Source organism: Hymenobacter yonginensis (assembly GCF_027625995.1).
In the GTDB taxonomy this organism is placed as follows: Bacteria; Bacteroidota; Bacteroidia; order Cytophagales; family Hymenobacteraceae; genus Hymenobacter; species Hymenobacter yonginensis.
The window spans coordinates 3,625,151-3,640,520 of the sequence record NZ_CP115396.1 but is presented as its reverse complement, the minus strand read 5'-3'; the positions used below and the strand labels follow the sequence as shown (position 1 = coordinate 3,640,520).

Here is a 15,370-nt window from a genome sequence, read left to right as displayed (position 1 = left end):
GTGTTGTGCCGGCTGTTGTCCTTTCCTTGGCTTGGGCAGACGGCCAGCACGGACGAAAAAGGCGAATTGCAACAAAATAGCCTCAAAAACTTGGAGAATCAAACCCAGCACGAGTACGACCAAGTGATTGCGCAGTGCCGCGCCCTGTTTGTGGCCAAAACGCACGACTACGGCACGGCCTGGCGCATCATGCGCCTGCCCAGCATCACCGACCAGATTTACATCAAGGCCCAGCGCATCCGCAGCATTCAAGAGAAAGGCCGCCAACTGGTCGAGGACGGCGTGGACGGGGAGTTCGTGGCCATCGTCAACTACTGCGTGATGGCCCTGATGCAGCTGCGCCTGCCCGCCGACGCCCCACTGGAGCTGGAGCCCAACGCCGTGGCCGCCGCTTACGACGAGCAGACTGCCGAAAACCGCCGCCTGCTGTTCGCCAAAAACCACGACTACGGGGAAGCCTGGCGCCAGATGCGCATCGAAAGCATTACCGACATTATCCTGATGAAGCTGCACCGCACCAAGCAGATCGAGGACCTGGCCGGCGCCACGCGCGTGTCGGAAGGGGTGGAGGCCAACTACCGCGACATGCTCAACTACGCTGTGTTTGTGCTGATCAAGAAGGGGTTCGGCGTTTCGGCGGCGTAGCGTGTTGGGGCGGGGCTGTATCTTACGCCTCATTGTGGCACTGCCTGTATCCGACGGTTGAGTTTAGCGTATGTACTGCGCGGCGCGGGTGCGACGGGCGCCGGCCACGCTTCTGCGGTGCCAGGTTGCCGCCGCTCTTGTCTGCCAAACCAACCACGCTCTTCTGACTTCAAAAGTCCAAAACGCTGTTATGAAATTAGTTACGAAAGTCTGCTGGCTGCTGCTGGGGGCGCTGTTCATCTTCTCGGGGCTCATCAAGCTCAACGACCCGGTGGGCACAGCCCTGAAGCTGGAAGAGTACTTCGAGGTGTTTGCCGAGGATTTCGGCAGCTTTTTTCTGTTTTTCAAAGACTACGCCCGGACGATGAGCATCGTGCTCAGCTCGCTGGAAGTGGTGCTGGGCGTAGCGCTGCTGCTGCGCTGGATGCTCAACAAAACGCTGTGGGTGCTGCTGGCGCTGCTGGTGTTTTTTGGCTTCCTCACGTTCTACTCGGCGGCCTTCAACAAAGTCACGGACTGCGGCTGCTTCGGCGACTTCATCAAGCTCACGCCCTGGCAGTCGTTTAGCAAGGATGTGGTGCTGCTGGGGCTGTGGGCCGTGGTGTTCTTCAACCAGCGCTTTCTGCGCTACAGCTTCGCCAAGGGCCAGCTGGGCGTGATGTACATCACGCTGGCTTCGGCCGTGGCTATTGGCATCGGGGTGCGCGCCCTGGGCCACCTGCCGTACTTCGATTTCCTGCCCTACAAGGTCGGCAACAACATCGGGCAACTGATGAAGCCCCGCGAGCAGGCGCGCTACCAATATGTGATGGAGCGCAACGGCGAAACCAAAACCTTCGACCAATACCCCACCGACTCGACATGGAAGTACAAGAGCATGGAGTCGTTGAATCCGGAAGCGTCGAAGCCGGTTATTACGGACTTTGAGGTGTCGGATGTGGAGGGCAACTCCTACACGCAGGAGCTGCTGAAAGGCAACAAGCTAGTGCTCATCGTGCAGAATACCAACAAAACCGACCGGGAGCGTTTCAAGGCCATCAATGCCCTGATGGAAGCCGCCGGCAAGTCGCGCCGCAACATCCAGTCGCTCACCATCACCAGCACCAGCCCGCCCAAGTTCGACTCGTTCCGCCACGACGTGAACCTGCCCGGCCCCTACTACTTCGCCGACGCCACCGTGCTCAAGTCCATGATTCGCTCCAACCCCGGCCTGATGGTGCTGCAGGACGGCGTGGTGAAAGCCAAATACCACTACCACGACATCCCCGATCTGTACAAGATCGAGAAGCTGTTTTAAGAGGCAAAACAGCGCAGTGCGCACGTCATTCCGAGCGAAGGCGGAGCCGTAGCCGAGGAATCTCGCTAGTATGGTAGAATCAAGTTTACTACACTAGTGAGATTCCTCGGCTACGGCTCTGCCTTCGCTCGGAATGACGTGCTTATTGGCTGCGCAATGACCGCCCGCCGCACTACCTTTACTGCATGCTCATCTTCCTTCTGCGCCGGCTGGGGCATGGCCTGCTGATTCTGGCGGGCGTGGCCCTCACGGTGTTCTTCCTGTTTCAGGTGCTGCCCGGCGACCCGGTGGCCCTGCTGGCCGGCCAGCGCTCCGACGCCGCCACCCGCGCCGCCATTGCCGCCGACCTGGGCCTCGACCAGCCGCTGCCCGCGCAGCTGCTCGGCTACCTCAACGACGTGTCGCCGCTGGGGCTGCACCCGCGCGACTCGGCGGGCACGGCCAAGTACGGTGGCCTTGCGCTGCTGCCGCTGGGCGAGCGGGCCGTGGTGCTGAAAACGCCGTATCTGCGGCGATCTTTCCAAAGCAACAAAGAGGTGCTTACCATCCTGCTCGACCACTTCACGGGCACGCTGTGGCTGGCGCTGGCGGCCATGCTGCTGGCGGCTGTGCTGGGCATTACGTTCGGGGTGGTAGCCGCCCTTAAGCCGCACACCTGGCTGGATAGGCTGCTGATTACCACGTCGGTGCTGGGTATTTCGGTGCCTTCGTTTGTGGCCGCCATCCTGATTGCCATTACGTTCGGCTTCTATTGGAGCCGCTGGACCGGCCTCAACCTCACGGGGCAGCTTTTCGAAACCGACGCCTTCACGGGTCGCCACCTGGTGCTGCGCAACCTGCTGCTGCCCGCCTTCGCGCTCGGCATCCGGCCGCTGGCCGTCATCACGCAGCTCACCCGCTCCAGCATGCTCGATGTGCTGGGCCAGGACTACATCCGCACGGCGCGGGCCAAGGGCCTGTCGGGCTACCGCACGGTGGTAGGCCACGCCCTCAAAAACGCCCTGAACCCGGTAGTAACGGCCGTGTCGGGCTGGCTGGCTTCATTGATGGCGGGCGCCTTCTTTATCGAGTATATCTTCAACTGGAAGGGCCTGGGCACCGTCACGCTGCGGGCCGTGGAAAACCTGGATTTCCCGGTGGTGATGGGCGCCACCATCTTCATTGCGGCCCTGTTTGTAGTCGTGAACATTGCCGTGGACGTGCTCTACGCCGTGCTCGATCCGCGCGTAAAACTGACTTCTTAACTGCGTATGGCCTCCGAACCTGAGCTGCAGCGTCTATATCTGATTGGCATGCCCGGTGCCGGCAAAACCACGCTGGGCCGCGGCCTGGCGGTGGCCTACGAGCTGCCGTTTCTGGACCTCGACGAGGAAATTGTGCGCCGGGAAGGCCGCAGCGTGGCCGATATTTTCGCGGCCGAAGGCGAAGACTATTTCCGCGAGCGGGAAGCCGCCACGCTGCGCGAAATACAGCAGCAGCCCGGCCGCTTCGTGCTGGCCACCGGCGGCGGCACGCCCTGCTTCCACCACAACCTAGAGGACCTGCTCGCCGATGGCCCGGTGCTGTACCTGGAGGTGCCCGTAGCGGAGCTGGCGGCGCGCATTCTGGCGGCGGCGGCGCAGCGCCCCCTGCTGGCCGGCCTGCCCGACCGCGCCGCCCTGATTAGCCGCCTGGATGAAACCTTGCGCTACCGAAAGCGGTTTTACGACCGCGCACCGTTACGCTGCACCGCTGACGCCTGCACCCTGGACAACGTCCGGCGGCTGCTGGCGCAGTACCTGCCCCTGGCTTAACCAATGCTGGTTTACGCTGCGCTGCGTACTTTTGCCCCTTGAATCAGATACTTGTCTCCATGAATCAGACTGCGCCTGCTGCTCCGACTCCTGATGTTAAATCCAGCCCCATTGCCCCGGCGCAAGCCGTAAAGCCCAAGCACAAGGGCTCGGCGCAGCTGTTTCAGAACCCGGTGCTGGAACGCCTCACGCACACTCACATTGCCGGGCCGCTCAGCATTTTCTTTGGCGTGGCGGGCGTGAGCCTCTACTACAGCCTGAGCCGCGGCCTGCTGTCGGGCCTGTCGGCGTTCGGGCTGTTTCTGGGCGGGTGGTTCCTGTTTACGCTGGCCGAATACCTGATGCACCGCTACGTGTACCACCTTAAGGCCAACACGCCCCGCAAGGCCAAGTTTCAGTACACCATGCACGGCGTGCATCACGAGTACCCCAAAGACAAGACGCGCCTGGCCATGCCGCCCATCCTGACGGTGTTCGTGGCGTCGCTGCTGTTCTTCATCTTCCGCTTCACGTTCGGCAATGCCGGCTTCGGCATCCTGGCGGGCTTCGTGTTCGGCTATGCGCTGTACCTGTTCGTGCACTACGCCATTCATGTGTACTCGCCGCCGAAGAACTTCCTGAAAGTATGGTGGCACCACCATGCCCAGCACCACTACCGGCAAGACGAAATTGCCTTTGGTGTAAGCACCACACTCTGGGACCACATCATCGGCACGATGCCGCCGGAAAAGAAAAGCTAGTTAGGTGCTCCTGTCATAGAAAAAAAGTCACTCATAGCGAGTGGCTTTTTTTCTATGAAACGCTAATTATTTGACTATTAGGTGGTGAGGCGAAAGTAATACAGTTGGTTAGAAGATCGTATTTTTTTGAATGTGAGATGCTACTGATTTGGCCAACCCAGAAGTTCTAACGTTGGAACAGGTAGCGGCCCATGGCCCGCACTAGCGTATGCGCCGCCGGGCACAGGCAATACTGGGCCGCAGCCGGAGTCAGAGCATCAGCCGTTTGGTGGCCTTATTTGCTGTGGATGCCGACACGGTCAGTTGCTGGCTGCGGCGCTGGTGGGCCTAGGGCGTGAGCGGCCTGCGTGAAGGGGCCCGCTCGGGCCACCGCCCTTACCTGTATGGCATCACCAGTACTCGGGCCGTGAGCGGCTGCGCCACCTGTGCCGGTGTGCCGCAGACGCTGACATTGGCGCCCAACCCGGGTACCGGCGTATTTCGGGTGCTGGATGCAAACGGCCAGCCGGTGTACGTAACGAGTACGGTGCACAACACGCTGGGCAAAGTCGTGCAGCATCTTAACGGCCAGAACACAGTAGATCTGCAGGCCCAGCCGGCCGGTATCTACCTGCTGAAGCTTGCTGCAGCACACGGCGCTAAGTTGCTGCGCGTAGTGAAGGAATAGCTCCGTTGTCAGTCGTAAAAACACAAAAGGGCGGCCTCGTGGGGCCGCCCTTTTGTATTGTGGTGCTACCAGCTAGCAGGAGGGATGTTGATTGTCAGGTTGGCCCAGCAGTTGCGGGTATCACTACCAATGGAAAACGATAAGCCATTAGTATGATCCGCGTGCCTGCCAATATGCTGGGAGCAGTAGGCCAACATAGAGTGACAGTTCTGTGGGCAGATAAACGAAAAATGCCCGCCGATAAAGGCGGGCATTTTTCACTCGAGGCGCTCCCTCCTGGGCTCGAACCAGGGACCCTCTGATTAACAGTCAGATGCTCTAACCGGCTGAGCTAAGGAAGCGGTTATGGCGGCGTTTTTTGCCGTTGCTGGTGCAATATTAGAGCAAATTAAAAGTTTGTGCAAGCGCAGGGCTAAAAAAAAATGCGATTTTTCGGCTAGTTCGTGATTGTCAGGATACTACCAGACAAAGAAGTTGTGTACTGGCGCAGCGGACGGGTAGCCGGACCGGCCTGCGGGCGGCCCAGCAGGTCGAACTGGGAGGCGCAGCAGGCGTCGCGCAGAAACAGCCGCGACGCATCGATGCGGACCCGGGCGCAGGTGTCATTGGCGCGATAGGGGCAGTTGCGCTCGAAGGCCACGTAGGTGCTGGCATTCTGGCGCACCACAATCAAGCCACGCACGCCGCCCGCTACGTAGGCCGCGCCGTTGTCGGCGCGCAGGGTCACGTACTCCTGGTTGGTGAGGTTGATGGGCGAGTTGAAGGCCACCAGCGGAATCTGGGGCTCCACTGCGTTGGAGCCGGAGTCGCAAGAAGCCAGGGGCAGCGGCCCGGCAAAGGCCAGCAGCCCTACAAGGGCGCGCCAACGCGGCAAAGAGTTGGCGGAGGAAAAGAGGTGGGCTGGGTTCATGGAAACAAGTGTAGATAAAACGGGCCGCACGGCTAGGCGAGTGCCATTAAACGGCAACTGCCGCTGTGGCGGCAGAACCGTAGCACAGGCCGTTATACGGCCCTCGGTACGTGTTCCGTCATCACAACGGCAGAATGCGGGGTGTAGTCTGAAGTCGGGCTGCGGGCGAGCTTATTGCACGCTCTCGAACTGCCGCAGGAAGCGCATATCGTTTTCCGTGAACAGGCGCAGGTCCTTGATCTGGTACTTGAGCATCGTAATCCGCTCGATGCCCATGCCCCAGGCGTAGCCGGAGTAGCGCTCCGGGTCGATGCCGGACTGCTCCAGCACGGCCGGATCGACCATGCCGCAGCCCCCGATTTCCACCCAGCCGGTGCCTTTGCAGATGTTGCAGCCCTTGCCTTTGCAAATCAGGCAGGTGATGTCGATTTCGGCGCTGGGCTCGGTGAAGGGGAAGAAGGATGGGCGGAAGCGCACCTGCACATCGTTGCCGAACAGCTCCTGCACGAAGTGGTACACGGTCTGCTTGAGGTCAGCGAAGCTCACGTTTTCATCCACGAACAGCGCCTCCACCTGATGGAACATCATGTGGGCGCGGGCCGAAATAGCTTCGTTGCGGTACACGCGGCCGGGCATGATGCTGCGAATCGGGGGCTTCTGCGCCTGCATCACGCGCACCTGCACGGGGCTGGTGTGCGTGCGCAGCACCCACTCCTGCTCGCTGGGCGTGCGGCGCACGAAGAAGGTGTCCTGCATGTCGCGGGCGGGGTGGTTTTCGGGGAAGTTGAGGGCCGTGAAGTTGTGCCAGTCGTCCTCAATTTCGGGCCCCTCGGCTACGTTGAAGCCGATACGGGCCAGAATCCGCACGATTTCCTCGCGCACCACGCTCAGCGGGTGGCGCGTGCCCAGAGCCTGCGGCACGGCGGGCAGCGTGTAGTCGAAGGTGGGGTCGGCGGGGGCGGTGGCCGTGGCGGCCTCCAACTCCTGCTGGCGGCCTTCGAAGCGGGCCAGGGCCAGCTGCTTGAGCTGGTTGAGCTCCTGCCCAACGGCGCGGCGCTGCTCCTGCGGTACGGTTTTCAGCTGATCGAACAGGTCGGCCAGCTGGCCTTTGCGGCCCGTGTAGGCGATGCGGAACTGGTCGAGCTGCTCGGGGGTGCTGAGGTCGTACGCGTCTATTTCGGCGCGCAGCCGGGTGATGTTCTCCTGCATAGTACAACAAAGGTAGGCAGTTGAGGGGTGAGTAGGAAAAGCCAGGCCTGCGCCGGGAGGAAAGTGTGGGTCAAGAAAAAAAATGCCGAAAAAAATCTGCTTGTATGGCTTTCTAATGCGGTTTTGCTGAAAAAACAGGCCCTGTCCGCCGGCTGGAAAAGGAAATTGGTATGGTTGCTGTCTTAGCTCAAACACCAGCGGCCAGTTGCCGGAACGTGGCGTGCCGCCCGTTCTGCTGCCGAGGCCCGGTTGCCTTTTCTGTTTTTCCGCCGTCTTATCTTCCTCTGGCTATGAAATCCTTGATTCTCTCCGCTTTTCTGGTAGCTGCTTCGTTCAGCACGTCTTTCGCCCAAGGCCAGCTGCCCGCTGGCGCCAACTCCTGGCTGGATGAACTGGCCGAGCCCGCCGCCGTAGCGCCCGACGAAGCCGAGGCCGCGCCTGCCTACACCATGAGCTGGAATACGGCTCCCGGCCAGAGCCTGAGCTTGCACGGCCGCCCTACCACCGACTACTGGGGCCGCCCGCTCAAGAAAAAGCAGAAGGCCAACCGCACCATGGCCGCTGCCAAAGAAGTGGCTTACCAGGAGCAAGCCAGCACCGACCCCATGATGCAGTCGTCGGGGGTGATGGCCGCTCCCGGCATGAACACGGCACCCTACCGTGGCGTGAGCACCGACTACTGGGGCCGCCCAATCAAGCCTAAAGCCAAGGCCGCCACTACGCTGGGCAAAACCACCACGCAAAACAGCACCGTGGCTTCCAGCGAGCCGGCCAGCTGGTAATCCAGCCGGATACGCGGCGCCTGCGTATGGTAGCTTATTGCCAACCTTTTAGCTGAATCCTGCCATGCGTATCGTCTCTGCTTTCACCGTTGGTCTCGCGCTGCTGGGCATATTGCTGGTATCGGAGGCGAAGGCCCAGAAAACCACCCGCCCCAGCGGCACCAAAAAGGCGGCCAACGGCTACCACCGCACCAGTAACACCCGCGCCAAGGCCCGCTCTGGCGCCTACGCCCGCTACAACCGGGCAGGCCGGCGCGACGAAGAAAACCTGAAGCTGGCCCCGGGCCTGCGCCTGAACATGCCCAGCCCGCCCACCACCGACTACATGGGCCGGCCACTGAAAAAGAAAGCCCCGAAGCCCGCTGCATCCGGAGCCTCGTCCATCTCCTCCGAAAAGCCGGCGGTCCGCCGCAAGCCGTGAGGCCCCCGCCTCCCATCAAAAGCCTGGTCTGCTGACCGGGCTTTTGGCGTTTAGGGGGAGTTGGTAAGTGCCTGAGGAAAAGGAAGAAATAAATCGTAACTTATAGAATGTCCCACCATCCATCTGTCAGATTATGGTCCGTTTCCCGCTATTACCCACCCTAGCTTGCTGCCTGCTGGCCCTGACGGCCCAGGCCCAGCCGGCCGCTAAAGCCAAAGCAGCGCCGGCACAGCCCGCCGCCGTGCAGCCCTTCGCGCCGGCTGCTCCCGCCACCGATGTTGAGGAGCCGGTAGCGGCCCCGGCGGCCCCATCCGAAACACGCGCCACTGCTCCGGCGCCGGCAGCTCCAACTGCCGCCCCCAGTACGCCGGCTGCGCCCACAAAGCCCGGTCAGAAGCCAGCCAAGCAATAGGCTGGCGATATGCGCCGTTAAATCCCGCGCCGACAGGAACTTCTGGCAAGACATTGCGTTTCGCAAGAATGTACACGGAAGGTTTCCTGCCAGCAGGCGGAGCCGTATCTTGCAGCACTTTTTAATCCTAGCTCTAATGAATCGTTTTGCCTTACCGTTGCTGCTGGCCGGCACATTCCTCGTAACTGCTCCTGCGCTGGCGCAGACTAAAAAGAAGGCCAACGACGGCTGGGGTTCGTCGGACGGCTGGGGCACGCCTGCTCCGGCACCGAAGAAAGCCGCTGCTGCCCCTAAGAAGGCTGCTGCTCCGGCCGCTGCTGCCGCCCCTATGGAGGCGCCAGCCGCTGAGCCGGCCGCAGCTCCCGCTACGGATGCCGTATCCAGCCAAGCCGGTTTCGGCGGTGGCGGTATGACGGCGGTGGGCACCAGCAACCAGCCCGGCGGCTCGGTGGTAGCGCCTGGCTTCACGGCCGCGCCTTCGCACCGGGTTACTACCGACTACCGGGGCCGCCCGCTGGCTCCCTACATCAAGCGCAATGTACGCCGCCCCGATCCGGTGGTAGCCGCGCCAATGCCAGAGCCTGAGCCAGAACCGGTAGCCGCCGCTCCAGAGCCAGCTCCCGCACCCGTAGCTGCTTCGGCCAGCGCCACCAAGGCGTCGGGCGGCACTACGGCCACCAAGAAGGCCGCCGCACCGGCTGCCAAGAAAGCCGCACCTGCTAAGAAAAAGGACGACGGCTGGGGCTCGGGTGGTAGCGGCTGGTAAGCCCATTCAACCTGTGCAAAGCCCATAAGAAAGGCCCGGCCGACGTATTGTCGGCCGGGCCTTTCTTATGCAGTTTGATGCCGGGCTATTGTCTGAAATGAGGCACAAGGCGGCACGCTGCTACTCGTTTTCCGGCAGCGCTACTCGGCGTCGGCGGTGGCCAGGGTGGCCGGGACGGTTTCGGTGGCCGGCTGGGCGCGGTAGTAGAGCGTGCTGCAGTTGTCGGGGCGCAGCACTTCTTGGGCCGCGGCGTGCACGGCGGCTGGCGTCACGGCCTGCAGGCGGGCGCTTTCCTGGTTGACGAGGTTGGCGTCGCCCATCAGCTTGCTGTAGGCCAGGTTCATGGCGCGGTTGAGCAGTTCGATTTCCCCGAACACGATGCTGGCTTCGGCCTGGTTTTTCACCTTTTCCAGCTCGTCGGCGGCTACCGGCGCCTCACGCAGGGTGGCCAGCACGGCTTCCACAGCGGCATCGGCGGCTTCCAGCGTCACGCCGGTGTTGAGCTTGCCGCTCACAACCAGCAGGCCCGGCTCCAGGGAGCCCGTCACGGAAGCCGAAATGGAGTTGAACAGCGGGTTTTCCTTCACCAGCTGCTGGTACAGGCGGCTGGACTTACCGCGGCCCAGCAGGTCGCTGAGCAAATCCACGGCGTAGTAGTCGTCGGCGCTGCGGGCGGGCATGTGGTACACTTTGTAGAGGGCACTCAGGGGCACGTCGGCGGCTATTTCTAGGAAGCGGGGCTCGGTCTGGCGGGGCTCGGCGGGCAGCTGGCGCTCATAGGCCGGGCCGCCCGCAATGGGCTCAAACCACTTTTCGGCCAGGCGGCGCGCCTCGGCCACCGTCACGGCGCCGGCCACTACCAGCACGGCGTTCTGCGGGGCGTAGTGCTTCTTGAAGAAGGCCCGTACGTCGTCCATCACGGCGTTTTCGATGTGGCTGATTTCCTTGCCGATGGTGGCCCACTGGTAGGGGTGGTGCTGGTAGGCCAGGGGGCGCAGCTTCAGCCATACGTCGCCGTAAGGCTGGTTGAGGTAGTTCTGCTTGAACTCTTCCACTACTACTTTGCGCTGCACCTCCAGCCCGTTTTCCGAGAAAGCCAGACTCAGCATCCGGTCGGATTCCAGCCAGAAGCCGGTTTCGAGGTTGGCGGCGGGCACGGTGAGGTAGTAGTTGGTGATGTCGGGCGAGGTGAAGGCATTGTTTTCGCCGCCCACCCGCTGCAGCGGCTCGTCGTAGCTTGGGATATTCACGGAGCCCGAAAACATTAGGTGCTCAAACAGGTGCGCGAAGCCGGTATGGTCGGCGTCCTCGTCGCGGGCGCCTACGTTGTAGAGCACATTGAGGACGGCCATCGGGGTGGTGTGGTCTTCGTGCACAATGCAGCGCAGGCCGTTGGCCAGCGTAAATTCTTCGAAATGAATCATGGAGAAGGAGCGGGGAGAAACTAGATAAAAGGCTAACCATTGGCTGGCCCACCGGGTTCGGAAATGGGGACTAGGGACTGAGGATTAAGGAACCGTGTTGTGCAGCTGAACTTAGCCCAAACGGCCTGTATTCTGCTTCCTAAACCCTGAGTTCTACTCCCCAAACACTACCACCCCTGCAGGTAGTAGCGTTTTTCGTCTTTTGTGATACCCCAGTACTGAATCAGTTGGGCGCTGGTTTCGGAATACTGCGGAGCGTTGATTTTCCACCAGGCAGCTACCGTACAGCCTTCGCTGAGCCGTACGACTGGCTCGGGGGAGGCCGCCAGCCGCGCCAGGCTGGCTCGCTCGCAGTCGTTGTTGTTGGTGAGCTGCAACTGGTCGGAGAGCATGAAGAATGCCGAAAACGCCAGCACCCCCGCCAGATAGTAGCGATGCGGCCTGCGCGGCAGTTGCCGCAGCAGCAACTGGGTACTGAGGCCATACAGAAACATCAGGCCCAGCAGCAGCGGCATGATGGAGTCGCGGCGGATGATGAGCGGGCGGTAGTTGCGGTAGCCGCCCAGCGGCAGCAGCAGCACGTACAGCACGCTGAATAGCACCAGCCACTGCAGCATCCGGAAGATGTGGCGGCTCTCATCGGAGGCGGGCAGTTGCCGCCGGATGAGTACCAGATTGAGCAGGGTAGCCAGCAGCAGCAGCGGCAGCCCGAGTCGGTGAAGCTGCCAGTAGATACCCGACGGAATGCGGGCGTAGCGCTGCCAGAGCGGCAGCATGTGCTCGGTGCTTTCCAGCTCGTTCTGCCCGATGTAGAGCGAGTACAGGCACAGCAGCGTGAAGATGCCCAGCAGTGCTACCGGCAGCACCGGCAGCTGGCGCACCCGGCTCAGCCACTGCCCCAGCCCAAACCGCGCTCCGGCCTGCCACTGCTTACGCAGCCAATGCACCCCAATCCCGAAAAACAGCACCGTCACCACCCCCGTGATAATGGCCCCGTTGAAGGCCAGCACTACCATCAGGGCTACCAGCGCCAGGCGGCGCGGCCAGCTCAGGCGCAGCGGCTCGCCGCGCCGGGCCGCCAAGTAAAACGGCAGCAGCAGCAGCAACAGCAACGTGAGCGGGAAGGCGTAGAAAAACGTGTAAGTAATGGCGCGGTCCAGAATCCCGATCTGGTCGTTGTAGCCGCCGAGTTGAAACAGCGGCACCAGCAACGCCGCCGCGGCCCACAGCTGCCACCGCCGCAGCGAGTAGCTGCTGGTACTGTACACGGCCAGCACATAAAGCAGCAGCGCCTGTACCGCCACCGCAAATAGGGCGCAGGCGGCGTACACGCTGGCAATAGGCGGCATCAGGCGCTGCAGCGCAAACGGCATCGTCTTGAAGTAGCCGCTCATGGCGGCGTGCGCGAAAAATCGGTTGGGCGCCACGTACACTTCGTTGCGCGTCAGTGCGGCCCAGCCGAACGGGTCGTGGAGTACCTGCCGGCACGTGGGGCCGGGCAGCACAATGTCTATCATGTCGCCTTCCAGCGGCAGCTGGTTGGCCTGCAAAAAGGTGAAGGCCAGATCCAGCAGCACAAACAGGATCAGGCCCCAAAAGAGTACGCGTGTTTTCATTGAAAAGCAGTAGCCCGGCCAATTGACTCTGGCCGGGCTACGCAAGTTACAGGGGTTTTGCCAGCCTTAAAATTCTCCCCGCACGCCTACCAGCACGGTGCGGGCGGTGGGGTAGGCACCGGCGTCGAGGCCGGCCTGGTTGGCGTCGGCGCCGGCGCTGCTCACGCCGGGGTCGAAGCCGCGGTAGTTGGTTAGCACCAGCAGATTCTGGCCGCCCACCCACACGCTCACGCTGCGCGCGGCCTGCTTCCACAGTTCGTAGCTGATCAGCAGGCTGGACAGGCGCACATGATTGCCCGACTGCAGGAAATAAGAGCTGCCAGAACGCACCCCCGCGCCGGCCGCCGGCACGTCGGTGTTGGGGTTGGCCGGCGTCCAGCGGCTGAGCAGGCGGCGGCTGCCGTTGTCGTAAAAGCCGCCGGGGTCGTCGAGGTAGCGGTTGTTGAGGTTGTACACTTGGTGGCCGAAAGCACCATCAGCCTGCAGCTGCAAGCTCAGGCGCTGGTAGCGCAGGTGCTGCGTGAAGCCCAGCAGCCGGGCGGGCAGGCCCGAGCCCAGGTTTTCGTAGGTGCCCTCGGGCGAAGCGGGCGTGCTGCCGGCGTAGCGCGCCTGGCCGGTGGCATCGGGGCCGAGGTAGCGCAGGCCGCGGAAATTGGCCAGCGGGTCGCCGTCGGCCGTTAGCTGCACGCTGCTGCTGCCCCAGCTTTGCTGGTCGCCATTATAGCGGCTTTGCTGGGTGGCCAGGGCCAGGGTGGTGCCGGCGTACCAGCGGGAGCTGCTCAGCCAGGTGCCGGTCAGGCTCAGCTCCAGGCCGCGGGCGTGCAGCATGCCGGCGTCGTCGGTGCGGCCAAACAGCGAAACGGTGGTCAGGGCCGTTCGGCGCTGGTAGGCACTGGCTTCAACCAGCAGCTTGTTGTGCCAGAGCCCGGCCCGCAGCCCTGCATCCTGCTGGGTGGTAACTTCCCGGATAGGCGTAGCCCGCACGCCGCCCCCGCCCGAGCCGCCCAGCACGAAGACCAAGAAGTTCTGGCCATAGAAATTGCCGGTGTTGGCCGTGCGCCCCATGCCGGCTTGTATATCCAGCTGCGACACGATGGAATTATCTTTCAGAAAGGCCTCCTGCCCGGCGTGCCAGGTGAGCTGGGCACCGGGGCTCCACTGCTGGCGCTGGTCGGTGCCGAAGGCGCTGCTGCCATCGTGGCGCAGGCTGGCCTGCAGCTCGTAGCGGCCGGCGTAGGTGTAGCCGGTCTGCAGGCTGGCGGTCAGCAGCTGGTACTCATTCTGGCTGCGGCTGTTTTCGATGACCTGCGCGCTGCCGCTGGTGGTGCGTGTTTCGGAGCTGTCGTGCTGCTGCACGTCCTGGCGATACGCCTGCAGGTGGGCCGTGAAGGCGTGGCGGCCAGCCAGGGTGCGGCCGTAGCTGAGGGCGGCGCGGTAGCTGAGCTGCCGCCGCTGCCGATCCTCTAGCTGGCGTCTTTCAGAGGTGGGGGAACTGCCGCCAATGCGGCTGAGGCTGGTGCGGCGCAGGTGGTTCCACTCCGCATGTCCCAGCAGGCTGGCCGTCAGGTGCTGCCCGAGCTGCTGGCGCAGCTCCAGGCGGGCCAGCAACTGCCGCTGCCGGGGCTCGCGCGTTTGGCGCAGGGCTTGGCTGAGCGGATTGATGCCAAACTGCGGGTCGTCGTTCAGCTCGCCGTTGGGCAGGCGGGCCGGAAACACCGGCGCGGCCGTCAGCATATTCAGCGCGAGGTTTTCGGGGGGCAGGCGGGCCTCGGTTTGGCTGGCGCCGGCGCGGGCGTCCAGCGTGAGGCGGGGCGTGAGCTGCTGCTGCACGTTGGCCCGCAGCGCGTAGCGGCGCAGCTGCGAGTTCTCCACGATGCCGTTCTGGCGCAGGTGGTCGGCGCCCACGTAGTAGCGGGTGGCGGAGCGGCCACCAGCCACGCTCAGGTGGTGCTCCTGCAGGGCGGCCACACGTAGCACTTCCTGCTGCCAGTCAGTGCCCTCGTCCAGGCCAGCCACCTGGGTAGGTGAGAATGGCTCCGGGAAGCCTGTGTTGCGGGCGGCTTCGTTCTGAAATTCGGCGTACTGACGGGCGTTCAGCAAGTCGTAGCGGCGCCGCACCTGCTGCACGCCGCCGTAGCCGCTGTAGCGCACCTGCGGCGTTTGGTTTAGGCGGCCCAGCTTGGTGGTGATGCTGATGACGCCGTTCTGGCCCTGCGCGCCATACGCGGCGGTTTCGTAGGCCCCGCGCAGCACCGTCACCGATTCAATATCCTGATTGGGCAGGTTCAGCAGCGGGTTGAGGCTGTATACCTGCGTCGACTGCACCCCAAGCGTAGTAGGCAACTCACTCTCGCCCATGTTCTGGTACACCGGCATGCCATCCACCACGTAGAGCGGCTGCGCGTTGCGGGCCAGCGAGGCCGCGCCCCGCAGCCGTACTGCCACCTGCGCGCCCGGCGCCCCGGAGTACGGCGAGGCCTGCACGCCGGCTACTTGGCGGAGCTGCTCCTGGATAGGTAAGAAGGGGGATAAGTGGGAAGTAGTTACAATAACTTCATCCTGGATAAGCCCATTTATGCTATCAGATTGAAGCGCCCCCACACGCCGTAAGGCCAAGGTATCCGGCTGCTGGGCCAGGGCCGGGAGGGAAAGCAGCAACAAAGAACTCAGCGGTGATAATCGGGTCAT

At 62.8% G+C, this 15,370-nt stretch carries 15 protein-coding genes and 1 tRNA gene; 10 read left to right on the top strand and 6 right to left on the bottom strand.

The window, feature by feature from the left end:
* The first annotated feature begins 90 nt into the window (after window positions 1–90).
* The 6 genes from O9Z63_RS15730 to O9Z63_RS15705 all read left to right on the top strand — a co-directional run bounded on the left by O9Z63_RS15730 (window position 91) and on the right by O9Z63_RS15705 (window position 5,142).
* Window positions 91–645: a DUF1599 domain-containing protein gene (locus O9Z63_RS15730; RefSeq protein ID WP_270126265.1), complete on the top strand. Its 555-nt coding sequence runs from the start codon at window positions 91–93 to the stop codon at window positions 643–645.
* Between the two features lie 190 nt (window positions 646–835).
* Window positions 836–1,942 carry a BT_3928 family protein gene (locus tag O9Z63_RS15725; protein WP_270126263.1) on the top strand — a complete coding sequence of 369 codons (1,107 nt, stop codon included), beginning with the start codon at window positions 836–838 and terminating at the stop codon, window positions 1,940–1,942.
* Between the two features lie 185 nt (window positions 1,943–2,127).
* Window positions 2,128–3,186, top strand: a complete 1,059-nt coding sequence (locus O9Z63_RS15720) for an ABC transporter permease (RefSeq protein WP_270126262.1) — start codon at window positions 2,128–2,130, stop codon at window positions 3,184–3,186.
* Between the two features lie 6 nt (window positions 3,187–3,192).
* Window positions 3,193–3,735 (top strand): shikimate kinase, encoded by a 543-nt coding sequence (locus tag O9Z63_RS15715; RefSeq protein WP_270126261.1) that lies wholly within the window; start codon window positions 3,193–3,195, stop codon window positions 3,733–3,735.
* Between the two features lie 59 nt (window positions 3,736–3,794).
* On the top strand, window positions 3,795–4,475 hold the full coding sequence (locus O9Z63_RS15710; RefSeq protein ID WP_270126260.1) for a sterol desaturase family protein: 681 nt from the start codon (window positions 3,795–3,797) through the stop codon (window positions 4,473–4,475).
* A gap of 334 nt (window positions 4,476–4,809) precedes the next feature.
* Window positions 4,810–5,142, top strand: a complete 333-nt coding sequence (locus O9Z63_RS15705; RefSeq protein WP_270126258.1) for a T9SS type A sorting domain-containing protein — start codon at window positions 4,810–4,812, stop codon at window positions 5,140–5,142.
* A 267-nt stretch (window positions 5,143–5,409) separates the two neighbouring features.
* On the opposite strand, the gene O9Z63_RS15700 is transcribed toward O9Z63_RS15705, so the two are convergent.
* The 3 genes from O9Z63_RS15700 to pheS form a co-directional block, all read right to left on the bottom strand.
* Window positions 5,410–5,483, bottom strand: a tRNA-Asn gene (locus O9Z63_RS15700).
* Window positions 5,484–5,578: 95 nt separating this feature from the next.
* On the bottom strand, window positions 5,579–6,052 hold the full coding sequence (locus O9Z63_RS15695; RefSeq protein WP_270126256.1) for a Rieske (2Fe-2S) protein: 474 nt from the start codon (window positions 6,050–6,052) through the stop codon (window positions 5,579–5,581).
* A gap of 171 nt (window positions 6,053–6,223) precedes the next feature.
* A complete protein-coding gene (gene pheS / locus O9Z63_RS15690; RefSeq protein ID WP_270126254.1) occupies window positions 6,224–7,261 on the bottom strand; it encodes a phenylalanine--tRNA ligase subunit alpha in 1,038 nt (345 codons plus the stop codon).
* A 290-nt stretch (window positions 7,262–7,551) separates the two neighbouring features.
* On the opposite strand from pheS, the gene O9Z63_RS15685 reads away from it, so the two are divergent.
* The 4 genes from O9Z63_RS15685 to O9Z63_RS15670 all read left to right on the top strand — a co-directional run bounded on the left by O9Z63_RS15685 (window position 7,552) and on the right by O9Z63_RS15670 (window position 9,642).
* Entirely contained in the window at window positions 7,552–8,043 is a 492-nt protein-coding gene (locus O9Z63_RS15685; protein WP_270126252.1) for a hypothetical protein, read from the top strand.
* Window positions 8,044–8,107: 64 nt separating this feature from the next.
* Window positions 8,108–8,464 carry a hypothetical protein gene (locus O9Z63_RS15680; RefSeq protein ID WP_270126251.1) on the top strand — a complete coding sequence of 119 codons (357 nt, stop codon included), beginning with the start codon at window positions 8,108–8,110 and terminating at the stop codon, window positions 8,462–8,464.
* Window positions 8,465–8,597: 133 nt separating this feature from the next.
* Complete coding sequence (locus O9Z63_RS15675) at window positions 8,598–8,876, top strand: hypothetical protein (protein ID WP_270126249.1); 279 nt, start codon at window positions 8,598–8,600, stop codon at window positions 8,874–8,876.
* A gap of 136 nt (window positions 8,877–9,012) precedes the next feature.
* Entirely contained in the window at window positions 9,013–9,642 is a 630-nt protein-coding gene (locus O9Z63_RS15670; RefSeq protein WP_270126248.1) for a hypothetical protein, read from the top strand.
* A gap of 140 nt (window positions 9,643–9,782) precedes the next feature.
* Here the strand turns inward: O9Z63_RS15670 and O9Z63_RS15665 are convergent, their stop codons facing one another.
* The 3 genes from O9Z63_RS15665 to O9Z63_RS15655 form a co-directional block, all read right to left on the bottom strand.
* Window positions 9,783–11,066, bottom strand: coding sequence for a M16 family metallopeptidase (locus O9Z63_RS15665; protein ID WP_270126247.1), 1,284 nt, complete (start codon window positions 11,064–11,066; stop codon window positions 9,783–9,785).
* A 167-nt stretch (window positions 11,067–11,233) separates the two neighbouring features.
* Complete coding sequence (locus O9Z63_RS15660; protein ID WP_270126246.1) at window positions 11,234–12,682, bottom strand: hypothetical protein; 1,449 nt, start codon at window positions 12,680–12,682, stop codon at window positions 11,234–11,236.
* A gap of 66 nt (window positions 12,683–12,748) precedes the next feature.
* The gene (locus tag O9Z63_RS15655; RefSeq protein ID WP_270126244.1) at window positions 12,749–15,370 is read right to left on the bottom strand and encodes a SusC/RagA family TonB-linked outer membrane protein; all 2,622 of its coding nucleotides are present in this window, start codon (window positions 15,368–15,370) and stop codon (window positions 12,749–12,751) included.

Bases quoted from the DNA above. Each gene is read 5' to 3' on its own strand.
- O9Z63_RS15660 (WP_270126246.1), bottom strand. From the start codon at position 12,682: ATGAAAACACGCGTACTCTTTTGGGGCCTGATCCTGTTTGTGCTGCTG.
- O9Z63_RS15685 (WP_270126252.1), top strand. From the start codon at position 7,552: ATGAAATCCTTGATTCTCTCCGCTTTTCTGGTAGCTGCTTCGTTCAGC.
- O9Z63_RS15665 (WP_270126247.1), bottom strand. From the start codon at position 11,066: ATGATTCATTTCGAAGAATTTACGCTGGCCAACGGCCTGCGCTGCATT.
- O9Z63_RS15670 (WP_270126248.1), top strand. From the start codon at position 9,013: ATGAATCGTTTTGCCTTACCGTTGCTGCTGGCCGGCACATTCCTCGTA.
- O9Z63_RS15720 (WP_270126262.1), top strand. From the start codon at position 2,128: ATGCTCATCTTCCTTCTGCGCCGGCTGGGGCATGGCCTGCTGATTCTG.
- O9Z63_RS15695 (WP_270126256.1), bottom strand. From the start codon at position 6,052: ATGAACCCAGCCCACCTCTTTTCCTCCGCCAACTCTTTGCCGCGTTGG.
- O9Z63_RS15710 (WP_270126260.1), top strand. From the start codon at position 3,795: ATGAATCAGACTGCGCCTGCTGCTCCGACTCCTGATGTTAAATCCAGC.
- O9Z63_RS15675 (WP_270126249.1), top strand. From the start codon at position 8,598: ATGGTCCGTTTCCCGCTATTACCCACCCTAGCTTGCTGCCTGCTGGCC.
- O9Z63_RS15715 (WP_270126261.1), top strand. From the start codon at position 3,193: ATGGCCTCCGAACCTGAGCTGCAGCGTCTATATCTGATTGGCATGCCC.
- O9Z63_RS15655 (WP_270126244.1), bottom strand. From the start codon at position 15,370: ATGACCCGATTATCACCGCTGAGTTCTTTGTTGCTGCTTTCCCTCCCG.
- O9Z63_RS15680 (WP_270126251.1), top strand. From the start codon at position 8,108: ATGCGTATCGTCTCTGCTTTCACCGTTGGTCTCGCGCTGCTGGGCATA.
- O9Z63_RS15725 (WP_270126263.1), top strand. From the start codon at position 836: ATGAAATTAGTTACGAAAGTCTGCTGGCTGCTGCTGGGGGCGCTGTTC.
- pheS (WP_270126254.1), bottom strand. From the start codon at position 7,261: ATGCAGGAGAACATCACCCGGCTGCGCGCCGAAATAGACGCGTACGAC.